This window comes from Paenibacillus tyrphae (genome assembly GCF_027925525.1).
GTDB classification, from domain to species: Bacteria; Bacillota; Bacilli; order Paenibacillales; family NBRC-103111; genus Paenibacillus_G; species Paenibacillus_G tyrfis_B.
The window spans coordinates 323,655-350,201 of record NZ_BSDJ01000003.1; the positions used below are offsets into that span (position 1 = coordinate 323,655).

25 protein-coding genes and 1 riboswitch are annotated in these 26,547 nt (G+C 55.5%); of the genes, 11 read left to right on the forward strand and 14 right to left on the reverse strand.

Features of this window, described 5'->3' with window-relative positions; genetic code table 11:
* Positions 1 to 72: 72 nt before the first annotated feature.
* Together QMG93_RS05150 and QMG93_RS05155 are read right to left on the reverse strand one after the other, a co-directional pair.
* Positions 73 to 3,108 carry a DEAD/DEAH box helicase gene (locus QMG93_RS05150; protein ID WP_281934107.1) on the reverse strand — a complete coding sequence of 1,012 codons (3,036 nt, stop codon included), beginning with the start codon at positions 3,106 to 3,108 and terminating at the stop codon, positions 73 to 75.
* The gene (locus QMG93_RS05155; RefSeq protein ID WP_281934109.1) at positions 3,096 to 4,697 is read right to left on the reverse strand and encodes an SWIM zinc finger family protein; all 1,602 of its coding nucleotides are present in this window, start codon (positions 4,695 to 4,697) and stop codon (positions 3,096 to 3,098) included. The genes QMG93_RS05150 and QMG93_RS05155 overlap by 13 nt, the downstream gene beginning before the upstream one ends.
* Positions 4,698 to 4,986: 289 nt before the next feature.
* Between QMG93_RS05155 and QMG93_RS05160 the strand changes: the two genes are divergently transcribed.
* Together QMG93_RS05160 and QMG93_RS05165 are read left to right on the forward strand one after the other, a co-directional pair.
* Positions 4,987 to 5,280 carry a hypothetical protein gene (locus QMG93_RS05160; RefSeq protein WP_216795674.1) on the forward strand — a complete coding sequence of 98 codons (294 nt, stop codon included), beginning with the start codon at positions 4,987 to 4,989 and terminating at the stop codon, positions 5,278 to 5,280.
* Positions 5,281 to 5,295: 15 nt separating this feature from the next.
* On the forward strand, positions 5,296 to 5,607 hold the full coding sequence (locus QMG93_RS05165; protein ID WP_281934113.1) for a 4a-hydroxytetrahydrobiopterin dehydratase: 312 nt from the start codon (positions 5,296 to 5,298) through the stop codon (positions 5,605 to 5,607).
* An 8-nt stretch (positions 5,608 to 5,615) separates the two neighbouring features.
* Here QMG93_RS05165 and QMG93_RS05170 read toward each other — a convergent pair whose 3' ends face one another.
* The 3 genes from QMG93_RS05170 to QMG93_RS05180 are packed head-to-tail and all read right to left on the reverse strand — an operon-like array spanning position 5,616 to position 7,181.
* Positions 5,616 to 6,173, reverse strand: coding sequence for a hypothetical protein (locus QMG93_RS05170; RefSeq protein WP_281934115.1), 558 nt, complete (start codon positions 6,171 to 6,173; stop codon positions 5,616 to 5,618).
* Positions 6,174 to 6,187: 14 nt separating this feature from the next.
* On the reverse strand, positions 6,188 to 6,673 hold the full coding sequence (locus tag QMG93_RS05175) for a DinB family protein (RefSeq protein ID WP_281934117.1): 486 nt from the start codon (positions 6,671 to 6,673) through the stop codon (positions 6,188 to 6,190).
* Positions 6,663 to 7,181 carry a GNAT family N-acetyltransferase gene (locus tag QMG93_RS05180; protein ID WP_281934119.1) on the reverse strand — a complete coding sequence of 173 codons (519 nt, stop codon included), beginning with the start codon at positions 7,179 to 7,181 and terminating at the stop codon, positions 6,663 to 6,665. Before QMG93_RS05180 ends, QMG93_RS05175 begins: the two co-directional genes overlap by 11 nt.
* Positions 7,182 to 7,286: 105 nt before the next feature.
* On the opposite strand from QMG93_RS05180, the gene QMG93_RS05185 reads away from it, so the two are divergent.
* The 4 genes from QMG93_RS05185 to QMG93_RS05200 all read left to right on the forward strand — a co-directional run bounded on the left by QMG93_RS05185 (position 7,287) and on the right by QMG93_RS05200 (position 11,901).
* Positions 7,287 to 8,123: a sulfurtransferase gene (locus QMG93_RS05185; protein WP_281934121.1), complete on the forward strand. Its 837-nt coding sequence runs from the start codon at positions 7,287 to 7,289 to the stop codon at positions 8,121 to 8,123.
* Between the two features lie 325 nt (positions 8,124 to 8,448).
* Entirely contained in the window at positions 8,449 to 9,021 is a 573-nt protein-coding gene (locus QMG93_RS05190) for a helix-turn-helix transcriptional regulator (protein ID WP_281934123.1), read from the forward strand.
* Positions 9,005 to 9,991, forward strand: a complete 987-nt coding sequence (locus QMG93_RS05195) for a BtrH N-terminal domain-containing protein (protein WP_281934125.1) — start codon at positions 9,005 to 9,007, stop codon at positions 9,989 to 9,991. Before QMG93_RS05190 ends, QMG93_RS05195 begins: the two co-directional genes overlap by 17 nt.
* A 404-nt stretch (positions 9,992 to 10,395) precedes the next feature.
* Positions 10,396 to 11,901 (forward strand): alpha/beta hydrolase family protein, encoded by a 1,506-nt coding sequence (locus tag QMG93_RS05200; protein WP_281934127.1) that lies wholly within the window; start codon positions 10,396 to 10,398, stop codon positions 11,899 to 11,901.
* Positions 11,902 to 12,052: 151 nt separating this feature from the next.
* Here the strand turns inward: QMG93_RS05200 and QMG93_RS05205 are convergent, their stop codons facing one another.
* A complete protein-coding gene (locus tag QMG93_RS05205; RefSeq protein ID WP_281934128.1) occupies positions 12,053 to 12,538 on the reverse strand; it encodes a MarR family transcriptional regulator in 486 nt (161 codons plus the stop codon).
* Positions 12,539 to 12,694: 156 nt separating this feature from the next.
* Here QMG93_RS05205 and QMG93_RS05210 point away from each other — a divergent pair, with 156 nt between their 5' ends.
* From QMG93_RS05210 to QMG93_RS05220, 3 genes are all read left to right on the forward strand, one after another.
* Positions 12,695 to 13,123 carry an SgcJ/EcaC family oxidoreductase gene (locus QMG93_RS05210; protein WP_281934130.1) on the forward strand — a complete coding sequence of 143 codons (429 nt, stop codon included), beginning with the start codon at positions 12,695 to 12,697 and terminating at the stop codon, positions 13,121 to 13,123.
* A 189-nt stretch (positions 13,124 to 13,312) separates the two neighbouring features.
* On the forward strand, positions 13,313 to 14,896 hold the full coding sequence (locus QMG93_RS05215) for a sigma-70 family RNA polymerase sigma factor (RefSeq protein ID WP_281934132.1): 1,584 nt from the start codon (positions 13,313 to 13,315) through the stop codon (positions 14,894 to 14,896).
* A 99-nt stretch (positions 14,897 to 14,995) separates the two neighbouring features.
* Positions 14,996 to 15,442: an OsmC family protein gene (locus tag QMG93_RS05220; RefSeq protein ID WP_281934133.1), complete on the forward strand. Its 447-nt coding sequence runs from the start codon at positions 14,996 to 14,998 to the stop codon at positions 15,440 to 15,442.
* Between the two features lie 73 nt (positions 15,443 to 15,515).
* Here QMG93_RS05220 and QMG93_RS05225 read toward each other — a convergent pair whose 3' ends face one another.
* The 4 genes from QMG93_RS05225 to QMG93_RS05240 all read right to left on the reverse strand — a co-directional run bounded on the left by QMG93_RS05225 (position 15,516) and on the right by QMG93_RS05240 (position 18,493).
* Positions 15,516 to 16,364, reverse strand: a complete 849-nt coding sequence (locus QMG93_RS05225; protein ID WP_281934226.1) for an alpha/beta hydrolase — start codon at positions 16,362 to 16,364, stop codon at positions 15,516 to 15,518.
* A gap of 246 nt (positions 16,365 to 16,610) precedes the next feature.
* Positions 16,611 to 17,252 carry a GNAT family N-acetyltransferase gene (locus tag QMG93_RS05230; RefSeq protein WP_281934135.1) on the reverse strand — a complete coding sequence of 214 codons (642 nt, stop codon included), beginning with the start codon at positions 17,250 to 17,252 and terminating at the stop codon, positions 16,611 to 16,613.
* 3 nt (positions 17,253 to 17,255) lie between these two features.
* Entirely contained in the window at positions 17,256 to 17,810 is a 555-nt protein-coding gene (locus QMG93_RS05235; protein ID WP_281934137.1) for a hypothetical protein, read from the reverse strand.
* Positions 17,811 to 17,878: 68 nt separating this feature from the next.
* Positions 17,879 to 18,493, reverse strand: a complete 615-nt coding sequence (locus QMG93_RS05240) for a TetR/AcrR family transcriptional regulator (protein WP_281934139.1) — start codon at positions 18,491 to 18,493, stop codon at positions 17,879 to 17,881.
* Between the two features lie 264 nt (positions 18,494 to 18,757).
* Between QMG93_RS05240 and QMG93_RS05245 the strand changes: the two genes are divergently transcribed.
* The gene (locus QMG93_RS05245) at positions 18,758 to 19,384 is read left to right on the forward strand and encodes a DUF975 family protein (protein WP_281934141.1); all 627 of its coding nucleotides are present in this window, start codon (positions 18,758 to 18,760) and stop codon (positions 19,382 to 19,384) included.
* A gap of 273 nt (positions 19,385 to 19,657) precedes the next feature.
* Here QMG93_RS05245 and QMG93_RS05250 read toward each other — a convergent pair whose 3' ends face one another.
* The 3 genes from QMG93_RS05250 to QMG93_RS05260 form a co-directional block, all read right to left on the reverse strand.
* Positions 19,658 to 20,125 carry a C40 family peptidase gene (locus tag QMG93_RS05250; protein WP_127462719.1) on the reverse strand — a complete coding sequence of 156 codons (468 nt, stop codon included), beginning with the start codon at positions 20,123 to 20,125 and terminating at the stop codon, positions 19,658 to 19,660.
* 3 nt (positions 20,126 to 20,128) lie between these two features.
* A riboswitch (cyclic di-AMP (ydaO/yuaA leader) is annotated at positions 20,129 to 20,265 on the reverse strand.
* A gap of 192 nt (positions 20,266 to 20,457) precedes the next feature.
* Complete coding sequence (locus QMG93_RS05255) at positions 20,458 to 21,270, reverse strand: hypothetical protein (RefSeq protein ID WP_281934144.1); 813 nt, start codon at positions 21,268 to 21,270, stop codon at positions 20,458 to 20,460.
* A gap of 10 nt (positions 21,271 to 21,280) precedes the next feature.
* Positions 21,281 to 23,491, reverse strand: a complete 2,211-nt coding sequence (locus QMG93_RS05260) for a M1 family metallopeptidase (protein ID WP_281934146.1) — start codon at positions 23,489 to 23,491, stop codon at positions 21,281 to 21,283.
* A 229-nt stretch (positions 23,492 to 23,720) separates the two neighbouring features.
* On the opposite strand from QMG93_RS05260, the gene QMG93_RS05265 reads away from it, so the two are divergent.
* The gene (locus tag QMG93_RS05265; RefSeq protein ID WP_281934148.1) at positions 23,721 to 24,248 is read left to right on the forward strand and encodes a YwhD family protein; all 528 of its coding nucleotides are present in this window, start codon (positions 23,721 to 23,723) and stop codon (positions 24,246 to 24,248) included.
* A gap of 179 nt (positions 24,249 to 24,427) precedes the next feature.
* On the opposite strand, the gene QMG93_RS05270 is transcribed toward QMG93_RS05265, so the two are convergent.
* Positions 24,428 to 26,485: a transglycosylase domain-containing protein gene (locus tag QMG93_RS05270; RefSeq protein ID WP_281934228.1), complete on the reverse strand. Its 2,058-nt coding sequence runs from the start codon at positions 26,483 to 26,485 to the stop codon at positions 24,428 to 24,430.
* Between the last annotated feature and the right edge of the window lie 62 nt (positions 26,486 to 26,547).

Sequence of the window (26,547 nt, forward strand, 5' to 3'; positions counted from 1 at the left end):
GAGGAAGCGAAGGGAAAAAGGGGAGGGGCTTACTACAGGCCTGCGTTTCCTGCCGGCGAACGGCGGAGCGGCTCAGTCGCGCTCCACCCATTCGCTGCGCAGGGAGAACAATTCTCTCAAGTCGTCCGTCGAAAGCTCGGTGATCCACTGCTCGCCGGTGCCGACAATTTGCTGGCTCAGCCCGAGCTTCTTGTCGATCATCTCGTCGATGCGCTCCTCCAGCGTGCCCAGCGTGACGAATTTGTGCACCTGCACATGGCGCGTCTGGCCAATCCGGAAGGCGCGGTCCGTCGCCTGGTTTTCCACCGCGGGATTCCACCAGCGGTCGAAATGGAACACGTGGTTCGCCGCGGTCAGATTAAGTCCGGTGCCGCCGGCTTTGAGCGACAGCAGGAAAATGCCGGAATCGTCTTCCTCCGGCGGTACTTCGCCTTGGAACGTTTCGATCATGCGGTCCCGCTCCGCCTTGGAGCTGCCTCCGTGAAGAAAGGGCACCTTGCCTCCGAACTCTTCTTCCAGCACCCGCTGCAGCAAATGTCCCGTCTCCACGAATTGGGTGAAAATGAGGCACTTGTCGCCTTCCTGCCGCAGCTCCTGCACCATTTCCAGCAGCCGTTCGACCTTGTTCGACCGTTCGCGCCATGGCGCCCGGACGGCATCCTTGGCGAGCAGCGCCGGATGGTTACAGATCTGCTTCAGCTTCGTCAGCGCGGCGAGAATCATCCCGCGGCGCTCCATCGCCGACAGCTTGTCGATCCGCTCGAACATGTCTTGAATATAGTTCTCGTACAGCGTTGCCTGCTCGGCCGTGAGAGAGACGTACGTTTTGTACTCGTACTTTTCCGGCAGATCGAGCTGAATGGACGGGTCCTTCTTGATGCGCCGCAGCAGGAAGGGCCGGATGAGCCGCTGCACTTTGGCGATGAGCTCCTTGTCCTGCGTGCGCTCGATGGCGCCGACGTACCGCTGGGTGAAATCGCGCAGCGTACCGAGATAGCCCGGGTTGAGAAAATCGAAGATCGACCACAGCTCGGTCAGTCGGTTCTCGATCGGGGTCCCGGTCAGGGCGATCCGGTGCCGCCCGGCGAGCTTGCGGATCGATTGCGCCTGCTTCGTGTAGGCGTTCTTGATGTTCTGTGCTTCGTCGAGGCAGATCGATTCCCAGGAAACGGAGCCCAGCTCCGTCTCGTCCAGATGCGACAGCGTGTATGTCGTCAGCACGAGGTCGCTGTCGCTGCAGCTCTCGGCGAAGCTGTTTCCTTTGGCCCGGGCCGGCCCGTAATGCAGATGCACGCGCAGGTCCGGCGCGAAGCGCTGCAGCTCCTTCTGCCAATTGCCCAGCACGGATGTCGGACAGATCAGCAGGGAAGGGGCTTTTTCACCAGTCTGCGGCGTGTCGGCCGCTTGGGTATCGGCAACCACCCGCTGCTCCCGGAGATGCAGCAAATACGTGATCATCTGGATCGTCTTGCCGAGCCCCATGTCGTCGGCCAGACAGCCGCCGAGGCCGCATTCGCGCAAGAATACGAGCCACGAGATGCCTTCCACCTGATACGGACGCAGCTTCCCGCGGAAGCTGTCCGGCGGCTCCAGCAGCGGAGGGCGCTTCGAGTGATTCAGCAGATCGACAAGCTCCTGAAGCTGCTCGTCAAGCTCGACTTCCATGTTGAGCGTGCGGTGGAAGTCTTTGTCCTCTTCGCCTTCGCTGGAGCCGAGCAGATGAAGCTCCAGCACGTCCCGGAACGACAGTCCTTGCTTCTTCTCCACCTGATGCATGACGCGCTGGAGTTGAGCGAGATGTACCGGGTCGAGCTGCACCCACTGCCCGCGGATCTGCACGAGCCGCCGGTTCTGTTCCAGCAGCTCGCGGAATTCGGCTTCGGTCAGCTCGACGTCGCCCAGCGCGATTTTCCAATCGAACTGCATGAGCTGATTCAAGCCGAACATCGACTGCGGGCCGGAGCCGACCGACGATTTGATCTTCGCTTTGAGCCGCGGCCGCCATCGGCGGATGCGTTCCCACCAAGCGGGCAGGATGACCGAATAGCCCGCTTCCATCAGGCGCAGGCTGCCTTTGGCCAGCAGCTCCCACGCCTCGTCCGGCGTCAGCGTGCTGCGCAGCCCGGCTTCGCCCTCGGCCAGCCACGGCAGCATGCGCCGCCATTTCGCCGCATCGCGCGCGGCGCGGCCGAGATGCGCGCGCCACTCGGCCGGGAGCGCCTCAGCCGCGGCGGCCGCCATGGCTTCGCGGGCCGCGGCGCTATCCGCGGGCGCTTCCGCTTCAGGCGGCGCTATGCCGCCTGAAGCATCGCTCGCGGCCTCGTCCGCGGCCGTCCCGCCGGACTCCGGCTCCGCCGCGGCCCAACCGGCGACGGCGGACGGGGCCACCTCGCGCTGCACATCCTTGTCGCTGCGGTCCTGCAGCACGACGCGAAGCGGCCAGGCGCCGCCGGACTCCGCCGGCTCTTCGAGCTTCAGGCACGTGCGGAACGGCGTGCCGTCCGACTGCCAGCCGATGGAGATGAGCCAGTCCTCCTCGTCCATCCACAGCTCGGCTGCCTGCCCGCCGCCGCGTCCAAGCAGCGGAAACGAGCGCTCCAGCTGCTCCAGACTCTGGCGCATGACGCCGTCCTCCTGAATCCACGCCGGGATGAGCAGATCCAGCCAATGCTGCGCAACCGGCGAGGCGGACCAGGCCGCTGCCGCCTCGGGCAGCTGCAGCTTCCAGCCGAGCTCTCCGGCCTTCCACTTGGCGAAATCCGGCATGAAGCGGCCGTGCGTCAGCGCTTCCTTGACATGGGGCGCGAGCTGCGTCAGCTCCTTCAGTTCGGGGCCGAAGGCGAGCCGCTGGTGCCGGACGACGCCCGGCGCCGCAAAATAGTCAAGCGCTTCCAGCACAGGCAACAGCAATCCTTCGACGTTCTGCGACTCGACAACTTCGATGAACGTTCCGTAGAAGGAAGGCTCGTGCCAAGCGAACAGCCAGTCCCGCAAATCATAAGCGTCGCAGACGCCGCCGTTATAGCGGGCGCCCCACAGGAAAAAGCCGCCCTGTGGCGCCCAGCGCACATGGACGTGGGTGAGGCCCGTATCGGTCATGGAATCCATTTTCCTTTCCTCAGCTCTTCCTGCAGCGCGCGCAGGCGCGAATATTTCATCGCCAGCCGGTAAATGAAATCTTCCCAGTCGTTCGACCGGTTCAGTTTTTTGTACATAGTGTGCAGCTTTTTCAGCAAGCGTACGGCGTTTTTGTAGGCCGTTCGATTTTTCTCCGCGATGCAACGCTCTACCGCCTGGTGAAACAGCGGGAGCATCAGCGACGGGTCGTGCTTTTCGACCGTTTGCAAATCCAGCGAGTACAGATCCAGCGGCGAGACGCGGTTCGAGAGCTGCAAGTCAATCCAAGCCTTATAGCGCTGCGCCTTCATCAAGTAAGCCGTATAGAAATGGTACGTCCGCGGCAGCAGTGCAATCATGACCGACACCCACTCGCCGTCGTCGGTCTGCTGCTGCACCGCCTCCATCCAATATTGGCAAAACTGCCGCAGCTCCTCCTGCTGGGCCCGTTGCACGACCGGCAGCAGCCAGCGCAGCCAGGCCAGCATCCGGTCCCACGCTTCTTCCTCGTAGCAGCGGTGCAGATAAAGGAAGTAGTCCCGCGTTTCCCGCTTGGACAGCGCTTCGAGCTTCTGCCGCGCCGCGTCGTCGTCGCCTTCGATCACGTCAAAATGCGCCTCCGCCAGCAGCAGCGCATCCCGCCGCCTCGGCATCAGCTCGGGCGATTCCAGCATGAGCCGCAGCCTGGCGCGTTCCTCCGCCATCCATGCAGGATAGCTTGTCATCCGCCACCAGACGCTGCGGTATACGGTAGACCATGACAGAGGCGATTCTTTCCCCGACAGCGCCGCGTCCGCCAGTAAACCTAGCGTCTCCTTCCAGGGAGCCGAGGCTTTTTCCGCCAGAAGGGTGACATCGAGCCGGGGCACAAGCCGCAGCAGCTCCTCCAGACATTGACGGCCGACCGTCCGGCAGCCCGTTTCGATATAATAAGAAAGGTAGGACGTTTTCGTCTCCTGATAAAATTGTTCGATTTTCCGCATCACGAAGAACAGCACATGAAGCGCGTACAGCCCCCGCAGCGGCTGCTCCCAGCCTTCGCCGTAGGGCAGCAGCTTTTCCTTCACCGCGCTGTAGAACAGCTCGATCGATTGCTGCTGGTTGAGGGAGAAGCCGTAAAACTGCTGGTCGAAAAACTTCTGCCACTGGGCCGGCGTCTGATCCGGGGCCGGAGGCTCGAACCGATCCTGCCGCTTCTCCGCGGCCTTGGAGACCGCCGTCTGCTTGGCCTGCTGCCGCGAACGCACGGCGATCGCCTGCTTGAGCTGCTGCAGCAACAGCTCCGGACGGCCAAATGGCGCGTACAGAGCGAAAGCGACTGCTGCCATATGCTTGCAGTTGTCCCCGTCCGGGCAGCTGCATTCGCTTTTGCCGAACTGGTCCAGATCGAGAATCACTTCGTAGCGCTTCGTACCGCGCACCAAAGCATGCACTTCCACGCCATGCTTCAGCTCCAGCTCCGCCACCTGCCCCTTGTGGTAATAAGCCCATCCGCGCTCAAGCCTGGCCGGGTCGAAATTGTCGCGCAGATGCCCGATCAGCTCATTTATTCGATTTTTCGGAATCTGCAGCTTCAGCATGTTTCGCCCACCGCCCTTTTTGTCTATCCTTATAGTGTACCAGATTTTGCATCGAAATGCGTGCCGGATCAAGGCCGAAATGCGACTTTTTTTCCTCGTACACGGCTTAATTGCCGCGGTTGCGGGCCGTCCGGTTTCCGAGTACAATGAGTCAAAAGGATTGCCAAAACATGATTGCCGTTGCCGTCCGCCCGGCCGCGAGCCGCCGTCTCTTCGGAGAGCAGGAACCTATGGACAGGGCGAATCAGATACGCGGAAACGTCGGTGGCAACGGGAAAGGCGGAGAACGATGGGCATTAAATTCGGCAGGGAATACCGCGACATTATCGACGATTTCACGAATGCGCTGCAAGAAATTGAACGCTGCCACGAGTTTCTGGAAATGTCGTCCGAGGACTGGGGCGAATTGAACGAGGGCGAGCGGAAGGAATGTATCAAGACGCTGGCCGACGATTTGTTCTACGGGCTCGGGACGGAAGCGCAGATGAGCGTCGGCGACTGTACCGTCACGCACGACCCGAAGCGGCATGTCATCCGCATCGATCAAGGGGAAGCGCTAACAAGGGTCATACACTTGGTATAAGGGAGGCGGTAGGGCATGGGGAGCAGGCTGACTGCGGAAGAAGTGAAGGCGCGGCTGTCCGGGCTTGAGGGCTGGACGGTGGAAGAGGGGAAGTGGCTGGTAAAAAAATACCGCTTCCCCGCCTTCGCAGGCAGTATCGCGTTTGTGAACCGGATCGCCGATATCGCGGAGGCCATGAACCATCACCCGATGATCGCCATCGATTATCGGATGGTGACACTCCGTCTTACGTCATGGAATGCGGGCGGATTGACGGAGCTCGACTTCGCGAGCGTCGCCCGGTATGACGAGGCTTATGCCGGCAGCGCAGACGAGCGCACGCCGTAGCGCTTGCTTTAGTCTTCCGCCTCTGTCATAGCTGCAGACACGCGTGCGCGCACTTCAGTCGGCAGGGGCTGCCGCAAGGCGGCCTCCAGCCGGTCCCGCCGAATGCCTTGCCGCTTCTGGCAGGCTTCGATGAGATCGGCTTTGCCGCTTCTTCCGGGCATGAGCAGGTACAGCACGAACCAATCTTCCAGCGGCATCAGCGGGACGGAGACGCCCTCCAACGGCTCGATCCGCGTGTTTGCGTCCCTGCGCCATTCCAACCGGTATACGCCTTCCGCATGACGGATGCCGAGCAAGCCCATGACATCGACTTCCGTACCGAGTATAGTGTAATGGGCGAAGTATTTGGTGCAGAACGGCTCCTTCGGCTGCAGCGCCTTGTACGTTCCGAGCTGGCTTAGCAGCTCATGCGTCCGCAGCGCATCGTGCTCCGCGACGAGCAGATCGATGTCGTTGGGGCGGTCGATGAGCCCGTGGAACCAAAGCATGGACGAACCTCCAAGCCCCCAGTCGACGGCATTGCTGTTCAAAACTTCCGCGATCTGCAGCAGCGCTTCTTTTTTCATTCGATGCTCCGATCTTAGCTCGACGAATTCAAAAATTCGCGAATTTGCTTCATATGATGCCGGTCATGCCAGACGAAATCTGGGATGTACTCCGAGATGACGAACGGCTTGCCGTCCAGGTCCGGAAACGACCGGCGGAACTCCGTCTCGGGCAACCCTTCCAGCGTATCTGTGATCCGACTGCGCCATAATACGAGCTCCTCCACAAGCTTCTCGCCGGATTGATCCCGCCCATACTGCGCCGCCCTTGCATTAAATGTATCAAAATCCAGTTGCTTCAGCGTCAGCGGCTTGCCTTCCGCGATTTTGCCGACCGCCGACTCGTAGAAATACTGGTCCCACAGCAGCAGATGTCCGACCACTTCCTTCATCGTCCACTTGCCGGGTGCCATAGGCTTGTCCCATGTCTGCTCGTCCACGCTGCGAATTTCCTCCGCAAAAGCGAGCAGCCCGCGAAACTCGTCCAGCGGCTCGGCCTTTGCTCGTACATCATTCCCCATTGTCTTGTCCTCCTTCGTTAAACGTGCCTGTCCATACCATGCAGTGAAACTCGCCGGACCCTTCCGGCGTCGGGCGTTCATACGTATCCGTGATGACAAAGCCTGCCCGCTCGTAGGTCCGAATGGCCCGTTGATTCCACGTCAGCACTTCCAGATCGATTTCGTTGCCTGGTGCGCTGTGCTTGGCCTCGCTGACGATGGCGCGAACAAACGCCGTGCCGCTGCCTTGGCCGCACAAGTCCGGCCGTAGTCCGAGTCCGAGGCGCGTGACGCCGACCATGGGGAAAAACTGCGCAAAGCCGCACAGCTCCCCGGATTCGTCAAGCACGGCACGATACTGCGCCTCGCGGATGCGGGGATCGCCGAATTCTTCGCCGCGCGCAACCATCCGCTCCCACGGGTCCCAATGGTATAAATCGTAGGGAGGCGGATACTTCCACGTACAGACATCGTGCCCATGCTCTTCCCGCATCGGAACGAGACGGAAGCTTTTCGTTTCGATTGGCATCGTTCCTCCTGCTTTCTGCGCCGACGTTTGCGCTTTCGTCGGGCATTTTTCCGTTGTATACTGATAACTATACCGTATTTCATCCCATCTAAGGAAGTGATTGGTTTGAAGCATATTGTAAGCCAACCGTGGCTCTTCGAACATGGTACGGACGATCATATCGTCATCGCGGATTGCCGGTTCACGCTGGGGAAGTCGGAATCGGGGAAGCAAAACTACGACATCGATCACATTCCCGGCGCGGTGTATTTTGACCTGGAACGCGACCTGTCGGGCCCGATCACGGAGCACGGCGGACGCCATCCGCTCCCTGACGTGCAGGAGCTTGCGGCGAAGCTGGGGCAAGCGGGTATTCATGCCGACTCCACCGTCGTCGCTTACGACGATCAGGGCGGAGCGATGGCTTCGCGCTTGTGGTGGCTGCTCACCTACCTTGGTCATGAGAAGGTATATCTTTTGGACGGAGGCTACAGTAAGTGGAAGGAAGCCGGCTATCCCGTCACCGACGAGCCGCCGCTGCTGCGCGAGGCCGTGTTTACGCCTCGCGTGCGCGAAGACTTGGCTGTCAGCGTCGAGCAGGTTAAGGAACGGCTGGGCAAGCCCGGCGTGACGTTGATCGATTCCCGCGAAGCGAAGCGCTATCTCGGCATCGAGGAGCCGATCGACAAAGTAGCCGGACATATTCCCGGCGCGAAGTCGTATTTTTGGAAGGACGCCTTGGATGAGACCGGCGCTTGGAAGAGCGAAGCTGCGCTGGCCGAGCGTTTCGACGCGCTACGTCAGGCGGAGGAGATCATCGTCTACTGCGGTTCCGGTGTGACCGCCTGCCCGAATGTGATCGCGCTGAGCGAAGCGGGGCTGAACAATGTGAAGCTGTACCCCGGAAGCTGGAGCGATTGGATTTCCTACGCGGACAATCCAGTAGCGACGGGGGAAGAGTAAGAGCCGAGAGGCCGCGTCGGACGCGGGTTGGAGGGCTGCGACAGGTTGCCGTGAGGCGGACTGTTGCGGCCCTCTTTGGGCTTGTTTGCAAACAGCCGCAAACAAGAAGCCGGAGAAAGCAGTTGCAGCAGTCCCAGAGCCAGCCACGGTTCAACAATTGAGACAGGTTACTGTTGAAAAGTCGTCCAGTATATCCGTCCACAAACGTGCGCGATGTCTTTGGCTTGGGAGCAAGAGTCCAACCGTCATACTAGGGTAGCTCTTCTTGATTTTATATTTCACTAGTGTTATATTACATATATGGAATATAAAAAGGAGATAACCAATGAATCGTCTTTCCAACGTGGAATTTATGTTGCTGCAAATTATTGCGGAATCCAAACAAGCGTCGGGGTATCAAATCAATAAGTTGATAGAGCTTAGAGGCTACAGGGAATGGGCGAATATAGGTACGACTTCTATTTACAACGGATTGCAGAAACTGAAAGACAAACGACTGATCCGATCCGAAGATTCCGTCCATAAGTCTGGCAAAGGACCTTTGCCATCTACTTATGTCATGATGGAAGCCGGTATAGAAACATTAAGGAATGAAATCATCGTAAGTCTAACTTCTGCGCGGGAACGGGATAACCGTTTCGATCTCGGACTCGCGGCTCTCCCTTTTATAGGGGAAGATGAAGCCGTGGAAGCTTTGCGGAAACGGCAGAACTTTCTAGAGGAGACATTGAGGAACTTAGGTCAGAAATATGAATCGCAAGGCGGCTATCGATTGCCATTGCACGTTAGGGCTCTTTTCCTTCACCCGATGAGTCTCATCGAGACTGAAAAGACATTTGTCGCAAATCTGATCAGTGAACTAACAGGGGAACTGGAGGGACATGCCCATGTTGATTGAAGGTTTTGCTCTTTTTCAGGGAGAACACTGCGAGACGACAGCGATGGGCAATCTCCTTCAACATAAAGGGGTTCGATTATCGGAGCCGATGTTATTCGGTATTGGGCAAGGTTTGGGATTCATTTATTGGGATTCGAAGGGAATGGACTTTCCTTTTATTGGGGGTAGAGTAAAGCCTGATGAACTGTCTGCTTGCATAGCATCCCGGCTCAATTTGAATATCAGGGTGCAAGAAACCTCGTCTGTTACAAAAGCATGGCAGAACGTGCAAAGCTGCATAGACCGTGGAATTCCTGTGGGACTTAAATTAGATTCGTATTATTTAGATTACTTTACGAACAAAGTACACTTTGCAGCCCACTATGCGGTGATATATGGCATGGATGACGAATATGCCTATATGGCAGACACAAGCCAACAAGGCGGACTCGTGACAACGCGATTGTCGAATTTGACTATGGCACGAAACGCAAAGGGGCCCATGAGCTCCAGGAATCGCTCCTTTACGATCGAGCAAACGGATACCCTTCCGCCGCTTGCACCCGCCATACGATCATCCCTTATCAACAATGCTCATGACTATTTGAATCCGCCTATCCGCAATATGGGCAATAAAGGAATCAAAAAAATGAGCGGTGAAATCCTAAATTGGCCTTCTAGAAGCAAGGATTTAGAGAAAGATCTGTGTTTGACCGCTTTATTGATGGAAAGAGCGGGGACCGGCGGCGCCTTATTTCGAAACCTGTATAGAGATTTTCTTAAAGAATGCGTGGATTTGTTCGGTGATTCTAAATTAGAGCAGGCATACTTTCTGTTTACGGAAATCGCGCCGATGTGGAACGGTGTTTCGGCATCGATTGATAATGCGGGAAGAACCGGAAATCAACAGGAGCTAAGACTTGCATCCGAGCTTCTAGCCGACATTGCGGAGAAAGAACGATTAGCCATGGAGTTTGTATTGACAATTTAACTTTATAATTGTGGATATCGTATAGCAAGAATCCGATTGCGACTGGAGAAGAGTAAGAGCTGAAAGGCCGCGTCGGACGCGGGTCGGAGGGCTGTGACAGGTGGTGAGTAAGTGACCTGTTGCGGCCCTCTTTGGCGTTCTCGTTCAACAGCTTGCAAAAAGAGAAGTCGCAAGCGGCTCTGAGCCAACCACAGTCTGGCAGGATAGCATGCCCAACTGGAAACTTTTTATGCGAGCAAGGAGGGGTCGTCTATGATATTTCGCAAAGAATTGAGCTGTCTTCTCATCGTAGCGCAACCTTACAAGAGTGTAAGGCAATGTCATCTAGATCAATGGTATCAACCTAGTTGCTTCTGTATACTAATCCTATCCATCGATGGGATTAGTTTTTAGGGGGAGTCGGCGTGAGGCTTTTTGAAATGCTGCTATTCTTTTCAAGTGCTTGTTTGTTGGCACTCCTGTTCATTTTCAATCAACGTACCCGAAGATCAGCTTTGCTCCTGACAAGCGGAACCGGCTCCATTTTTTTAGTAATACATTTTCTGGTCGAAGGATACAGGGTTCAGCTTTTATTTTTATACGGATTTACGATCCTGATGCTTATGCTTTCGCTTATAGACGTTTTCATAACTCAGAAAGCCGTTCGGACTGCCTCAAGAATCCGTAGGGTGCTGGGCCGCCTTTTTATCGTGATTGGGTTAATCGTAACGGCGTGCTTCCTCTACGTGTTTCCCGTATTCGACCTTCCGGCGCCAACCGGCGAGTTGAAGGTAGGCACGCAAGTCTTTCATTTCGTTGATCCAAACCGGGAGGAGACATTTGGAAAACCCGCGACAGGCAAGAGGGAGTTGATGGTTCAGGTATGGTATCCGGCTCAAGCTGGCACCGGCAAGTACGCTCCTTTTATCCCCGATACCCGGATTTTACGTTATATGGCGGCGAACTATGGCCTTCCCGGGTTTACTTTTCAACACCTGAAGTACGTATCCAGTCATGCTTATTCGGGGGCCGAAGTCTCTTCGGCACAGACTTCATACCCGCTGATCCTTGCGAATCCCGGATTCGGTTTCTCCAGGTTCCTCCACACGTCGCAAGCCGAAAATCTCGCGAGTCACGGATATATCGTGGCAGTGATCGACCACACCTACAATACATTTGCAACCGAGTTTCCGGACGGTCGAATCACGACCAGCACAACCAACGACTTATTCTCGCCCGACCATGATTACCGGACGGAAAGCGGAAACCGCGACAAGTTGGGAAAAGTGTTAACCGGCGATGTGACGTTTGCGCTGGACCAATTCGAGCTCATCCAATCGGGGCACATTCCAAGTCAGCTAAAAGGGAGGATTGATCTCGGCCATGTCGGGGTGTTCGGTCATTCCATCGGCGGAGCGACGGCCTATGACGCTTCTTACGATCCGCGAATCGCGGTTGGAATAGACTTAGATGGAGGGCTTTATCGACTGCGTGACAGAGAGGGTCTGCGAAAGCCGTTTTTGTTCATGAACTCGGAAAGCGAATTCGAAAGATTAAAAATGGTGATGGATAACCGGGTCTACACGGATGCAGAGCTTAACCATATGGGCAACACAAGAGAGTGGATGGATCAAGTAACGGAAGACAAAAAGTTAGAGCTTGAACGGATGCGCGAAACGGTTGCCGCAGGGGGACAATTCCTCTATATCGACAATACGGAGCATTTGAATTTTACCGACGTACAGTTCATTTCTCCGATTTTCAAACTGCTGGGCATTACAGGAAAGATTGCGCCCGAAAGAGCGAACTCCGTTATCAATGCCTATATGCTGGATTTCTTCGATATGTATCTGAAAAATCAAGGCGGAATCTTAATGAAAGGACCGGATAGCCGCTTTCCGGAGGTGAAGTTAGTAACCTCGCTATTATAATTACGGAACAGGCTACCGATACTGCGGCAGCCTGTTCTCTATGAGCTATCGTACCCGTTTCCTTAAGCGTGGCTCGGCAGAGCCGTTTTGAGGGCTGTGACAGATCAGCATGGGCTGGTTGTTGCGGCCTTTTTCTTTTCTCCCAAACCAATCAGCCCTGCTTTAGCCTATCCATCTCTTCCAAAGTCATCGCGTTGCACCGCTTGATAAAATCAAGGATCACGCGCAGCTCCTGTTCGCTATAATCCATCAAAATGTTGTGCGTTGCCCGGAAAACCGAGTCGAATAGCGGGGGGATCGTTTCGGCTTCCCGGCCGGTAGGCTTGACGACGACGCGTCTGCGGTCGTTCGGGTCTTTATCCCGTAGGACATATCCCGCCTGTTCCAGTCGGTCGATCACGTTCGTGACCGCCCCGGTGGTCAAACCGGTTAACTCGGCCAACCGTCCGGCGGTTACCGGTCCGGCGCTGTTCAGAAAGTCGAGGCATTTGTGGTCTGTCGCGTTCAGTCCGAGCTTATCGGAGATGAGCTGGTGGAACATGACGGCCCGTGCGCTGTTTTGACGCAGTTCGAGGAGCAGTTCCTGCTGCAGGGGAGTAAGCTGTGGGACAGTATGGTTGTGTTGATCGCTTGACATAAGGAGACCTCCGGTATAAGATAAGAATATATCTTAATTGATTAAGATATATAGTTTGTTAAGAAGATTCATGTATTAAGTATTTATCTGGTCAACAGTATATCACAATCGGAAGGCGCAGCCAAAAATCAAACGATCGAGAGGATGGAACCGGAAATGGAATACCAACAAAGAGACATACAAGCGATGCAGGAATTGTTTACGGCGTTAAGTGATGCCTGGAATCGGGGCGACGGAGCCGCTTTTGGCGAATGCTTCACGGACGACGCGGATTACGTGACATTTATGGGGCAGCATTTAAAAGGGAAGAAGCAGATTGCGGATGTCCACCAGCGGTTATTTCACGGTCCGCTCAAAGGCTCGACCTTGGAATCCAGCGCTGCTGCCGAATTACGGCCGCGGTTCGTTACCCCGGACGTAGCCATTGTCCATGGGATCGGAGAGGCAAAATTGGCTGATCCGGCGCAGGACCCCTCGGACCGGGGATCCATCAATACGAGCGTGTTGGTCAAACAAAACGGAGAGTGGAAAATTACAGCGTTCCACAATTACCGTATTCAACAAATTCCGGGAGGCAGGGGTTAATTGTTAAAAAGTAAGGTCGACGCTTCGTGCGAAACGGCGGTGGGGGTGCAGCGGGCAGCTTTTGGGCAGCTTGGCGCAGCCCCTTTTTGGCTTCTTTTCGTTATTATAGAACTTGCGAAGCTTTTGTAACCTTGGTGCCTTCCTTCGGCACCTTATACTGGAGCGGCAAAGAAAGGGGGCGAAACTCACATGCTGCACTGGGTTGAACGGGCAAAACAGGGAGACCGGGAAGCTTTTGACCTTATTGTCCGGCGTTTCGAAGCGATGGCTTATGCGGTCGCGTACGAAAGGCTGCGTGACTCCTATTTGGCGGAGGATGCCGTGCAGGAGGCGTTTGCGGAAGCTTTTGTCCATTTGCACAAGCTGAAGGATGCGGAAGCTTTTCCCGGATGGTTCAAAACGATCGTGATTCGTCAATGTCACCGTTTCGTGCGGAGGAAACGGCATCCAACGGTACCGTTCGATCAATTGACCCAAACGATCGGTCGACAGCCAAGCGTACCGGAGATTGTCGAAAAAAGAGAATTGCATCAGTTGCTTTACGATTCCATAGCCGCTTTATCGTCCAACTTGCGCGTCGCGGTCCAACTGTTTTATTTTCAGGGCTACGCTCTGCAAGAGATTTCCGCATATTTGGGAACGTCGGTTCCGGTATTGAAAAAGCGGCTGTTCGACGCCCGTGCGAAGCTGAAAGGAACGCTCCCCGTCGCCGATTTCGTCTCCGTATTTCACCAATTGTACGAAGGAGGAAAGCGAATGCTGCACATTGTTAATGGTGATATCGTTGCGGAAAAGCTGCGGCAGGGCGTCGTCCAAGGCGACATTCTTGTCTGGAGAGAGGTGTATCCCGAAGGACCGGTATTTACCGACCCTGCCGAGGCGGCCAATCGATCGGTTCGGGCGCGCTATCTGGAGCAGGCGATGGGAATTCCGAGTGCGGAATTTATACGTATAAGCGAAGAGCAGGAGAAGGTACGGGCAAACTTTCGCAACTACGAGGAAATCGTGCTGTGGTTCGAGCATGATTTGTTCGATCAGACGATGCTCTGCTGCTTGCTCCATTGGTTTGCGCAGCAGTCGTTGGGCGCAACGAAGCTAAGCTTGCTGTGTATCGGAGCCTTCCCGGGAATCGAGCTTTTCCGGGGATTAGGGCAGCTGTCTGTGAACCAAATGGCGACCTTGTCGGGCACTTGGCAAACGGTTGGCAAGGAACAGCTCGAACTGGGCGCCATCGTCTGGGAGGCTTACTGCGCCCCGGAACCGGGCAAGCTGGTTCAACTGCTTGAAGCGGGCGATAACTCTGCGCTGCCCTATGTGCACGACGCCTTTCGGCTTCATTTATCGCGGTTTCCCTCCATCCGGAACGGACTTGGCATAGTAGAACAAACCACTTTGGAGATGGTTCGCGACGGCATGACGTCTCCGCTGGATTTGTTCGGGCATATGGGAAATAAGTTTCATGGGCTGGGCATGGGAGATCTTCAATATTGGCACCGCTTGGCCAAACTATCGCAAGGTTCGCACCCGCTGCTGAAGCTCGAAGGTTTGAATGCTTTTCCCGGCTATAAGGATCAGACGCTGTCATTTCGTCACAGTACGGTTGCATTAACGGAAACAGGCAGAAGGGTGCTGGACGGGGAAGCGGATTGGATTGCTTTAAACGGCATCGACGAATGGTACGGCGGCGTACATCTACAGGGCCGGTCGATCCCTTGGCGTTGGGATGCGTCTCGCAGCACGCTCGTTCCATGTCTAAATTCCCGATGTCATTGACAGGATACCAAAACCATCCTATAATACCCAAAATACCCAATTTATAAATTTGGTTTGAAAAAAGTCGGAACGCACTCGACAATCAAAGGAGAGTATACTATGGCCGCGGTTAAAACCTTCAAAGCAACAGCACATTTGCAAGAGGGCGTGAAAGTGAAGGCTAGTTCCCGACAGTTCGAGCTGACCATCGACGAGCCGAAAAGCTTGGGCGGGACGGATACCGGAATGAATCCGGTGGAAGCGCTGCTGGCCTCGCTAGGCGCTTGCCAATCGATCGTAGCCAGGGTCTATGCGCCCAAGTTTGGGGTCAAACTCGACGATTTCCAAGTAGACGTGGAGGGCGATTTGGATCTCGATGGATTTTTCAACCGGTCGGAGGTTCGTCCGGGCTACTCCGAAATCCGTTATACGTTTCGAATCAAAACCGATTCGCCAAAGGACAAGGTGGAGGAATTTATCCGGTTCATCGAGAGCAAATGCCCGGTAGGAGATACGATCGCCAATCCGGTCAATCTTAAATTAAACAGCATCGTTATCGAGAGCTAAGAGGAACAGTAACAAGGATTGTTAGAGCCGCAGCAGACTGCCGCCCGGCAGCTGCCGCAGCTCTTTTTGCGCTTTATTCCTGCATCTTTTCGGCTCCGGAGCGACCAACCTCTAGCTGCTGGCTGCCTTCCGAAGCGAACCGCAGAGCGCGGCTGGTCAACACCGGAAGCACCGAGACGTGCCCCTCGCCCTCGAACTCGTGGAACTTCACGCGCACTCCACGGCTCGCGAGAGCGGACAGCCGTTCCGCAAGCTCCTTCGCATTATCGTTCATATGACTGTGATGATGTTTTTCGTGCTCTCCCACCGCGAGCAGCACTCCGACGCTGCAAGGCTCTTTCTCCAAGCGGGTGGCAAATTGCCGTTCTTCTTCCAGCAGGATTCTTTTGCCCCAATGAATGGAAGGGCTTCCGGCGACATAAGTCTGGAACGTCTCCGGCTTTGTAAAAAGCGCATGCAGCACGAAGAGGCCGCCAAGCGAGTGGCCGAAAATCGCTTGTCTGCTGCGGTCGATGCTGAACTCGCGTTCGATCTCGGGCTTCAGGTCCTCTTCGATGAAATTCAGGAAAGCATCGGCTCCGCCCAGCTCCGGCCACTCCGTTCCGCGCGGGCTTTGAGGCAGCTCCGCTACGGGTACGGGCATCGTGAAATCGTAATAGCGGGCGTTCGAAAACGGCCCTTCCGTATCGTAGCCGATACCGACGATCATGGTCGGAACGACTCCGGTCTTCTCGGGCCGCCTCGACTGCAATCGTATCGCCTCGGCCATCGTACCGAACACGGAATTCGCATCGAGCAAATAGATGACCGGATATCCCGAAGGAGGCGGTTCGACGTCCGGCTTGGCAATGAAAATGCGATACTCGCGATTCTCGGCCCGCGAACGCATAGTGCGCTGTTCTGTCCGAGGAAGGGTTACCAAGCCTTCGGCTGCAGTCTGTCCCTCCGTTGCGGATGATTCCCTTGTTTGGTCGACCACCGTGTTCCTTCCTCTCTGACTTTTACATTTTTGATCCAATCAAATTCCTGCAAAGGACGATCATGTCCCAAATTATAAAACACGGCTCCTGTGCAGAGCCATGGACGATATCCGGAAATCCCTTAGCCCTTTAGGAAAAAAGCTACTACCGTACTCTCTCGGTTGACCGGCGCCTGCGCTTATTTAGTTTTAGGGACGCGGTCTGAACATGCAATAGATGGTAACGGTACCTAATTTCCTCTTCTCTACGAGCCGGTATCCGAACCTCTCATACAGGAGAACGTTGTCCTCATTTTCCGTGTCCAATCCGATGCCCGCAGATGTCGGGTCCTGATCTGCAAGCGCATGAACTTCGTTTAGCAGCAGCTTGCCCAGCCCTGTCCCTTGATGCTTGGGATCCACACCCACAAATACCAAATAATGATGAGGGACGGAGGGGCGGACGGATGTCGTGAGCCGCATATACTCATTGATCAAAGCAAACGAGCGCGGCGGAACTTGACAGAACAGCCTGATTGCCCGGCAGAGGAATCGCGCTTTTGCAAGGAATCCCGCATCGTTATAGCTTGTCGGAAGCTCCACGCATGCGGCGCCCCGCAGCGTACCTTGTTCTTGAACGCCGATAAGCATTTCCTGCAGCAGCAGGCTCTTGTGAAATAGAAAACTAAAAAAATGCCTGATATGAATGGATCGCCTTGCGCCTGGAAACAGATGGCGGAACATCGGATCATCGGAGAAGGCTTTTGGCAAAATATCCCTAGCTTGGGTGGCGTGAGCAGTCCCTAAACGGATAATTTCCCGGCTGCAGGTTAAATGGTCCCGGTCCGTCATCTTCTAATGCTCCCTTCGCGCATAATGATCCACTGCGAAGCTGAACACGACTTTAAAGATATAGAAAAACAGCATGACGAGGAGAAGCTTGGGGATAGAGCCGAACAACAGCAGCAGACCGGCAAACCCGGTGCATACGAAAACCGCCGCTATCGTTCGTTGAGCCGGATGCCCGAGGAGGGCATTCACGATAAAAGACGATACGATCGTATAGCCCCAGACGAAGAGGCAGGGAATAAAATGTTCCCCCAAGACGGCAGCGAGCAGAACGGGTTGAACATGAATGGCGATAAACACCAGACGTGCCACCGGATGAGCCTGATAGTGGTTATTGGTCGATAGCGTGAAGTTGGCAATAACGCCACCGTGGATGTCGAGCGCCAAGAGCAGAATGGCAAACAGCTGCCATAGGACGAGCCCGCTCCACTCGGAATACGTCAGAGCAAGGAGCGCCGCGCTCATGCCGACGCCAAAACCTAAAGTTAGCGCCAACTCCAAGACGGTCGATCTTTTGCCGAACACTTCGTGAAAAAAAGCCGGGATGTTTACAGGTTTCATGACAAATCCTCCTCAGATTTAAAATATGACCGTTCGAACGGTCAGTTTTATGTGAAACGATCTCCGGCTTACACCGGGGAGTCGTCTTCGGCTAAGTGTCGGCAGAGCATGCTAACTTGCAGCTGCCAAGCTTGTTCGTACAACTGACCGTTTCCATTCAGCAAATAATGTAGGCCCATGCCGTCCATGAGCGAAAAGAGAAGCGCAGTCATGGAATCCAGCGTTTTTTCGTCGAGGGGACGGGGAGCCAGCCGGTTGAGCTGATGGTGTAAAAGCTCGGTTATTTTATTGGTACAGCTTAGGAGGGCTTCCCGATACTCCGGATTGAACATGCCCTCATGATAAAAGGAGAAGAAGGCTTTGAACACTTTGAGATAAGGTTCAGGCACTCGGAATACGGACTGTCCGACCTGATGAAGAAACTGCTCCAAATCCCGATATTCCCGTGCCAGCGGCTCAAGAAGCTCGTCGAACAAAATGTGTAGGACGCCGTAAAGGATTTCATCGATGGATTTGAAATGGTGAAATATATTGCTCTTGCTCACGCCTGTCAGCTGCGCGAGCTTGGCCGCCGATACCTCTTTGATGCCGTGGTCCGAAATGATGGTGATCGCAGCGTGTAAAATTCGTATCCGGGTTTGTTCGCCCTTTTCCATGCGCTTATCTTGTACTTTGGGTTCCATGGCGAAGCTCCTTTCCGGATCATTATATAACTGACCAACCGGACAGTCAATATACTGATGATGTACAGATCGATGATTCAAAAGTGATACGGGCTGGCAGGAGAGTGAAAAAACAGGTCCAATTTACCAGAAATATTGACAAATTGTGTCGAAAATCACATTGAAATGCCCTGCTTTTACCAGATATCATATAGTACATGCCAGATGGACGGGTAACCGTTGAATGCGCGTAAAAATTTTTTTAGCGGGAGTGGAAGTTTTGGTATGCTGACAAATTCAGAGCTTCGCCGGATGGCGAGGGAAAGCTTGCAAGGCAACTGGGTGAACGCGGTTCTTGGCGTTTTCATTTATGGGATTATTCTTTCCGTGATGGCGAACATTCCGTTGATCGGATGGATTGGCGCTATCGTGATTACCGGACCTTTGACGTACGGCCTGTACGGTTATTACCTGGGCACGATTCGCGGCGAACTGACGTCGGTCAGCAATTTGTTCGACGGATTCAATAACAACCAGTTCGGGAATGCCTTCGTTTTAAATCTTGTGTCGGGCATCTTCATTTTCTTGTGGTCGCTGCTTCTTATTGTACCGGGGATTATTGCGGCTTTAAGCTACTCGCAAGCGTATTTCATTATGCGCGACAATCCGGGAATGCCGGCCCTCGATGCTTTGCGTCAAAGCAAGGAAATGATGAACGGACACAAGACCCGGCTGTTCATGCTGTTCTTGAGCTTTATCGGATGGATTGTGCTCGGGATGATTCCGTTCGGCTTCGGCTTGCTTTGGGTGCAGCCGTACATCTATGCGGCCATGGCTGCTTTCTATGAGGAATTGAAAAACCAGAATTTTGCCACGCCCTATGAGGAAGCGCCTCGCAGCTATACTCTCTAATTTGCCATAATCGCGGGCAAATCCGGAGCGGGTTTCCGGCAGGCGTATAACAAAAACAGAGCTGTCTTCGTCGAATGACGTCAGGCGGCTCTATTTTTTTGCGCTTATGTAATGATTTCGTGATGCCTGAGTGCAGCATTCTGTGCCCTTCATCCGCTAAAGACGGAAAGCCCTGCAGGCTTGTCTGATCGGCTGTTCGTTGGAACGAACGCAGAGCAGACAAACGCTCAGGGCTTTCGAAGGTACGGGAAACTTCCGTTCAGGTCATTAAAGTTACTTGTCAGTCATCACTTGCTTGTACTGCTCGTCCGACAGGACGCGCCGCGCCGTGACGTAACGCTTGGCGTAATAGGATTCACTGAGTTTCGTAACAGTGACGCCTTGATCCGTAGCGGAGTGATAGAACTTGCCTTCGCCTACGTATACGCCTACATGGGAGATCCCTTTGCCGTCGGTGTTGAAGAACACCAGGTCACCGGGACGAAGCTGGTCTTTGGCCACCTCGGTACCAAGCTCGGCTTGGCCTTTGGACGTATGCGGCAGATCGACGCCGAATTTGTCGAATACCCACGAAGTGTAACCCGAGCAATCGAAGCCTTTGGTTGTGGTGCCCGCGTACTTGTAGGGCGTGCCCATAGCCTCGTTAACCGCTGAGCTTAGTGGGGTTTCCGCAAAGACGCTACCGACGGAAATGCTGCAAAACAAGGTCAAAGAAAATGCAAAACCTACAAGCTTTTTCAAAGAAGTTTCCCCTTCCGGTGCCTACGAGGTTAGCTTGAGGGTTCGGTTGAAGGTTCCCTATGATCACTCTACTGCGAGATCAATTCACCCAAAAATGGATCCCCCGTTTTCTGCGAACAGAAATTCGGCCAAATTTTCTTTTTTTAATTCCGAGTACATATATTCGAGCCGACATGACGTTTTCCTCCCTTTGTCACATAATTGTCACAAAATCAATGTTTATTTATGAAACTTTTTGTTTATAAGCCAAAAAGAACGTCATCTCCCGGCACTTTCGGAAGAAGACGTTCCTAATATTTTGTCATTATTTAACTTTATGAGGGGGAATGGGGCTATGCCTTCTCTGCCCAAAGTGCATACTGCGTACCGATCTCCCATATCTTGAAAAACGTTTGCACCAGCCGGTACGCCTGCATGAGAACGAGTGCCGCGAAGCCGGCCCACCAGAAAGACGACACCATCACGGCCGCGGACAGTACAAGCGATAGGGTGGCGACCGCCAGCGCGGCCAGCACGATGACCGGCAGATGCCGGAAGGCGAACAGCAGCGTGTACAGCGGGGACCTTCCGTCCGTTTTGCCGATCTGCAGGAACAGGAACAACAGCTGCAGCAGGAACAGGTAAGCGACGTACAAGGCCAAGGCAGGCAGCAGCGCTTGCCCCAGTGAAGCGTAGGAGGCATGGACGGCGTATTGCTTGGCAACGTGAGGCGCAAGCCAGTAAAACGGGCCGATCGACAGAACGAGCTGGAGCGCATACAGCCCGAGGAACGGTAAGAACAGCTTGCGGATGCCGGTCATAAACCGGTAGCCCGCATTTAGTTCCCCGTGTTGAAGGGAGTAGAAAACTCCGGCGTTCAGCGCGGGATGCAGCAGCATCCGGAGCCCGAGCAGGCCGAGCCCCGTCCATAGGTAGGGTACGATCAGGTCGGTTTTCATCAACTGAAATTGGCCCTCCACCCAGAACAGCTGTACCGACTCGCCGGGAAGTGCTCCGCCGGGATACCGGTGAAGGAGGGGGAGCACGACCGACTGAATGAGTTTATACAAGACGACGCCCCAAAGCAGATTGTAGAAAAATAGCGCGAAGACGGCGAACGGCTGATACCAGGCGATGGCCCAGCCCTTTTTGATCCGATTCCACATGTTCATCACCTCACCAGACGACCCAGCCGAACAAGGTCTCCAAAAATTTGACGATCCCCATGTTCCATCGAACGGACAGCTTGGTATCGACCTCCGTTTTCATAAAGCTGTTGATCCGCTTGTTTTCCAGTACGATCGAATGCTGCGGATCGAGGGCTACCCAAGCGAGCGGAGAGGCGTGGTTCAGCTTCATAATTACTTCGCTGTCGACACCGTCCCACGTCTTATCCAGCTCCGAGCCGTCGGCGAAGCGAAAGCGGATCGGCACATTGTGGTAGGTTCCGTCCAGCTTGCGAAGCTGCACGCTGTTCTCATAGACGGGCTGCCCGTTTTCGGTCGCTTTCCGGACCTTGATTCCGGTGACGGCGTAATCGACCATCATGCCGTTATAGATGAATTGATGGAAAAAGTCCTGCCAGCTTATTTTCGTTACGTCCTCGACCGTCCTTTGAAAATCGGCCGTACCCGGATGCTTGAACTTCCAGCGCTGGAAATAGGTGCGCAAAATTTTATCCATCGTCTCCAGCCCGGCCTGCCGTTCCATCGCCTTAAGCACAAGCTTGGCGCGGGTGTAGACATTCTCGGCGTATTGATTGTGTCCGCTGTAGCCCCACGAATGCAGCTTGAGCGCCGCCGGATTCGTAATGTAGCTCGATTCGACGAGCAGGTTCGGGCGCACGCCGTATTCCGCTTCCATGATCCGGTCTTCGGCATACGAAGTGAAGCCTTCGTCGAGCCATGCTTCCTCGAATTCATTGCTGGCCACCATCCCGTACCAGAACTGGTGGCCGATCTCGTGCACGACGACCCGTTCAAGCTCCAGAGACGGGTTTTCCTCAGCGGCTCCCCAGGCGGTCACGAGCGTTGGATACTCCATGCCTCCGGCACCGTTGCCGTCTGCGGGCGGCACGACGATCGACAAGGTCGAATACGGGTAGCTGCCGTACCATTGGGAGTAGCGGGCCAGCGCTTTTTTGGCGGCGGTCATGTAGCGGGCCTTGAGACGCTCATGCTTCGGATCGAGATACAGCTTGATGCGGACGCCGGGCAGATGGGGGGTCGCGTAAGGCTCTTCGAAATAAACGAAATGCGGCGAGGCCGACCAGGCAAAATCATGCACGTCGTCGGCATAGAAGGTGTAGGTTCTCGTTTTGCCGTCATCGGCGACAGGTTTGGTGGGGAAGCCGGTGGCCGCTACGGTATAAGCGGAGGGAACCTTCAGCTTGACGTCGAAGATGCCGAAGTCCGAATAAAATTCCGAGTTACCGTGATACTGGTGCAGGTTCCAGCCTTCGTCCGCCCGGCCGCGGACTCCTTTGGGTTCATATACGGCAACCTTCGGAAACCATTGCCCGGCCATGACGAAATCTCCGGCATACCCCATCCGGGCGAACACCTGCGGCAGCTTGACCGAAAAATCGGTGCGGAGCGTTACCTTCTCGCCGGGTCCGACTGCTTTGGGCAGCGGCACCTTGATCAGCGTCCGGTCGTCCTTGTTCCCGTCGTCCGGCTGGACGTACTCGATCCGGTCGCCGAGCTCGATTTCGTTGCCGTCCAGCGTCTTGATCGAGCTGACGGTCATGCCTCCGAAGCTGCCTTCCTTGCTCGCGTCATGCCGCAGCTTTCCGCCGGACTCCTTCATGAAGGTCGATTTCTTCGATTCGAAGGCGTTCGGATACAAATGAAAATACAATTCCTGAACGGGTACGCTTCCAGGGTTTTTCCAGGTCAATGCCGCCGTGCCGCGGATCGATTTGCCCTGCGCGTCCAGCTCCGCGCTCAGATGATATTCCACGATTCGCTCGCTAAGCGGCTTCGGAGCCGGCTTCTCCGCCGGGCGGGCCGGCAGGCTGGGCGGCGCGGGCGGAGGCGCGACCGGTTCGTTCAAGCGCGCGTTGACCGGGAGCGCTCCGCCCGAGGGCAGGAAGATGCCCGTAGACGAGCCGTCCGCTTGTCCTCTGGCGGAAGGCCAGCGGGGCGCGGCGACGACGGCGCGCCCCGTCGTCGAAGGGACCGGCTTGAGCATCGTCAGCGGGTTCGCCGGTTCGTCTGCAGGTAAGACGGCAGGAATGGCGGCATCTGCGGGCAGCAGCCACCCTGCCGCCGACTTGAGCGGCTGCGGGCCGGATTCCGGCAGGACGTTCGTCAGCAGCGTGGCCGTGAAGGTAAGAGCAAAGATCGAGCCCCATGTTGCGATTCGGTAGCCGAGTCGTATTTTCATCCAATATTCACCCCGTTGACAAGCATCTACAGCATGTATATGTGAGGGGGACGAGGATTATTTCTACCGTCCTCAAAAAGAATCGGCGGCTGTTCACAAGAGCTGAACTTGCCGGAGGGACCGCTTTTTAGTACAATTTTGATATCTGCAGCTTCAGGCTGCCGCTTGGCAGTAGCGGATGGGGACACTTTGGAATAGCTAATTATCACGTGAAACAGGTGGTGCACGGATGGATATAAATGAACAAAACGCGCAGGCGGCGGACACGAAGAAGAAGCTGCCGACCTTGAACATCGTCAGCAGCAAGGAGACGAAGCACCGCGGCTTCGGGCAGGGCTCCATCGATCTGAGCCAGCTCTCCAGCGTCATTATCGACGAGGCGGAGGCGTATCTCGATCTGGGGGCGCTGCACGCGAAGAGCAAGGTGGAGAAAGGCATCAAGTTTACCGTCAACGCCGATGAAGTGCCGAACGGCCGTCCGTGCTGGATCGTATGGGTGGCGGTCGATTTTAAGGAAGAGGGCAAATACTACGCCGGCGTCACCTCTTGCGAGATGCGGATCGATACCGAAGCGCGCAAAGGCTGGAAGCTGCTCGTCGACCATGTGAACCGGATGGATTATGCGCTCAAACGCCGCATCATGCTGGACAATCTCGGGCCGGAGCAGAAAGCGGCGCTGAAGCAATTGCTGGTGGATAACGATCCGGAGATGTGGCAGCGTTCCGATGCCGCGCTGCATGAAGCGCTGGACAATTAAAATTTTTGTACATTATGTGACGGTCTTGTACCGTTTGCTATAACAATGTATACTAATGGCTAGTATATGCATCATATACTAGGACAGCAAAAAGGCAGACCGTAGGTCTGCCTTTTTGTGTTTCCGCTAACAATACATTTTCTGCCTGCCTTGCGCCATCCTTTTTCGTTCCCCGGCTTTTAGCTGCTCCACCAGCGCTTCAGATCCTCCCACCAGGAACGGTTCTGCTTTCCTTTGCCGGCTTTGCCAGCATCATTTTTCCCGGGCTGCTGCGTGCAGTATTCCGTCGGCTCCGTCCCTTGAATGAACGTTTCCAACCGCGAGCCCGGGCAGTCGTCGTTCCCCAGCTTGCCGGTTGCCGGGTCGACATAGACGCTCACGACGCCTTCCGGTACCGGGAACAGCTTCGGCGGCACCGATTCCAGTGTCCGCTCGGTAAACTCCGCGAAGAGCGGCGCGGCCAGATGCGATTCGACGTTGTTGATGTTGCGCCCTTTATCATAACCCACCCAGACGGCGGTCGACAGCTCGGGCGTGTAGCCGACGAGCCAGGCGTCCGTGTCCGTCGTGCCGGTTTTGCCCGCTACGGGGCGCTTGATCACGCTGGACACGCGGCTGCCCGTGCCGCCTTGGTCGAAGACACTTTCCATCAGCTGCGTCAGCACATAGGTATAGGCGGGCTCAATGACCGTTTCCTGCTTCGGCTTCGCCTCGTACAGCACCCGTCCGCGACGGTCCTCGATGCGCACGATAGCCGTCGGCTCGACGCGCACGCCCTGGTTGGCGAGGATGCCGAAGGCCGAAGCCATCTCGTAAGGGCTGACGGGGAACGTGCCCAGTGCGAGTGAAGGCATTGGCTTCATGGGGCTCGTGATTCCCATCCGGCGGGCCATTTCAATGACGCGATCCGGTCCGGTTTCCAGCACCGTATGCACGGCGTAGATGTTGTCCGATTTGGCGATGGCCGTTCTCATATCGATCCAATCGTAATAGGCGTTGCCGAAGTTGTTCGGCGTATAGGTTTGCCGTCCTTGATCGTAGGTGAACGTTGTTAGCTCGCTTTTATAGCGGGTGGCCGGAGTGAATCCCTTTTCCTTCAGCGCCGTCAAATACACGATCGGTTTGAACGACGACCCCGGCTGCCGCGTGCTGGACAGCGCCCGGTTGTACTGGTTTTGGGCGTAATTGCGCCCTCCGACCATCGCTTTGACGTATCCGTTGCGCGGATCGATGGCGACAAGCGCCGCCTGCAGCTCCGGATATTTTTCCAGCTGCTTCGCCACAACCTCCTCGGCGACGGCTTGCGCCTTCAAGTCCAGCGTCGTATAAATCCGCAGACCGCTTTCGACGAATTCCTTGTCTTCGAGGCCGAGCAGATCGGCCGCCGCGCCCCGTACATAGTCGCGGAAGTAGGGGGCCGTCACCGCTTTTTTATGCTCCTCCAGCGGAAGAATGTGCAGCTTTTCCCGCGCCGCCTGATTCGCATCGGCGGACGTGATGTAGCCCGCCTCCACCATCGTCTGCAGCACCGTTTTTTGCCGGTCGAGCGCACTGTCCATATCGTAATAAGGCGAATAATAACGCGGTCCTTTCGGGATGCCGGCGAGCAGCGCGCTTTCGGCCAGCGTCAGCTCCTTGACCTCTTTGCCGAAAAAGAGCTTCGCCGCCGCCCCGATGCCGTACGTCGCATGCCCGTAATAAATTTGATTCAAATATTGCTCCAGAATTTGGTCTTTGCTCATTTGCAGTTCCATCTGTACGGCGTAATACGTTTCCTTGATTTTGCGGCTCCACGTCCGCTCGTGCGACAAGTACAGATTGCGTGCGAGCTGCTGCGTAATCGTGCCGGCCCCCTGCACCTTGGACATATGCTGGAGATTGACCCAGGCCGCCCGGACAATCCCTTTCGGATCGAACCCGTAGTGCTGGTAGAATGTGCGGTCTTCCACCGCCAGCGTCGCTTCGAGCAGCTTCGGGGAAATGTCCCGGAGCGATACGCTCTGCCGGTTTTTCACTGCGCCGTACGCTTCGATCAGCTCGCCGTGCACGTCGTACATTTCCGACGCCGTCTCCGTCTTGGACACGGGAAGCGCCTGCGAGCGCATGAACAGCAGCAGCACGATCATAATTCCGGCGCCAAGCAGCAGGCACGTCAACGAAAACGACAGCCACGCTTTGAGCCGCCGGGCGAAGCGGAGCGCCCCGCCGTTTTCCGGCGGGGGCTGTTTTTTGGGCATGTCCGACACGTTCCGTCAGCTCCTTCCGTCTTTCCGCCGATGCTTTTCGTCTCTATTCCCAG

Coding starts and splice junctions, on each gene's coding strand:
- QMG93_RS05230 (WP_281934135.1), bottom strand. CDS start 17,252: ATGACGGACCGGGACCATTTAACCTGCAGCCGGGAAATTATCCGTTTA.
- QMG93_RS05210 (WP_281934130.1), top strand. CDS start 12,695: ATGGAATACCAACAAAGAGACATACAAGCGATGCAGGAATTGTTTACG.
- QMG93_RS05170 (WP_281934115.1), bottom strand. CDS start 6,173: ATGAAAAAAGAAGCGCTGCTGCAGATCGCGGAAGTTTTGAACAGCAAT.
- QMG93_RS05150 (WP_281934107.1), bottom strand. CDS start 3,108: ATGGATTCCATGACCGATACGGGCCTCACCCACGTCCATGTGCGCTGG.
- QMG93_RS05195 (WP_281934125.1), top strand. CDS start 9,005: ATGCCCATGTTGATTGAAGGTTTTGCTCTTTTTCAGGGAGAACACTGC.
- QMG93_RS05240 (WP_281934139.1), bottom strand. CDS start 18,493: ATGGAACCCAAAGTACAAGATAAGCGCATGGAAAAGGGCGAACAAACC.
- QMG93_RS05245 (WP_281934141.1), top strand. CDS start 18,758: ATGCTGACAAATTCAGAGCTTCGCCGGATGGCGAGGGAAAGCTTGCAA.
- QMG93_RS05165 (WP_281934113.1), top strand. CDS start 5,296: ATGGGGAGCAGGCTGACTGCGGAAGAAGTGAAGGCGCGGCTGTCCGGG.
- QMG93_RS05155 (WP_281934109.1), bottom strand. CDS start 4,697: ATGCTGAAGCTGCAGATTCCGAAAAATCGAATAAATGAGCTGATCGGG.
- QMG93_RS05160 (WP_216795674.1), top strand. CDS start 4,987: ATGGGCATTAAATTCGGCAGGGAATACCGCGACATTATCGACGATTTC.
- QMG93_RS05265 (WP_281934148.1), top strand. CDS start 23,721: ATGGATATAAATGAACAAAACGCGCAGGCGGCGGACACGAAGAAGAAG.
- QMG93_RS05255 (WP_281934144.1), bottom strand. CDS start 21,270: ATGTGGAATCGGATCAAAAAGGGCTGGGCCATCGCCTGGTATCAGCCG.
- QMG93_RS05175 (WP_281934117.1), bottom strand. CDS start 6,673: ATGGGGAATGATGTACGAGCAAAGGCCGAGCCGCTGGACGAGTTTCGC.
- QMG93_RS05215 (WP_281934132.1), top strand. CDS start 13,313: ATGCTGCACTGGGTTGAACGGGCAAAACAGGGAGACCGGGAAGCTTTT.
- QMG93_RS05220 (WP_281934133.1), top strand. CDS start 14,996: ATGGCCGCGGTTAAAACCTTCAAAGCAACAGCACATTTGCAAGAGGGC.
- QMG93_RS05180 (WP_281934119.1), bottom strand. CDS start 7,181: ATGCCAATCGAAACGAAAAGCTTCCGTCTCGTTCCGATGCGGGAAGAG.
- QMG93_RS05205 (WP_281934128.1), bottom strand. CDS start 12,538: ATGTCAAGCGATCAACACAACCATACTGTCCCACAGCTTACTCCCCTG.
- QMG93_RS05190 (WP_281934123.1), top strand. CDS start 8,449: ATGAATCGTCTTTCCAACGTGGAATTTATGTTGCTGCAAATTATTGCG.
- QMG93_RS05270 (WP_281934228.1), bottom strand. CDS start 26,485: ATGCCCAAAAAACAGCCCCCGCCGGAAAACGGCGGGGCGCTCCGCTTC.
- QMG93_RS05235 (WP_281934137.1), bottom strand. CDS start 17,810: ATGAAACCTGTAAACATCCCGGCTTTTTTTCACGAAGTGTTCGGCAAA.
- QMG93_RS05260 (WP_281934146.1), bottom strand. CDS start 23,491: ATGAAAATACGACTCGGCTACCGAATCGCAACATGGGGCTCGATCTTT.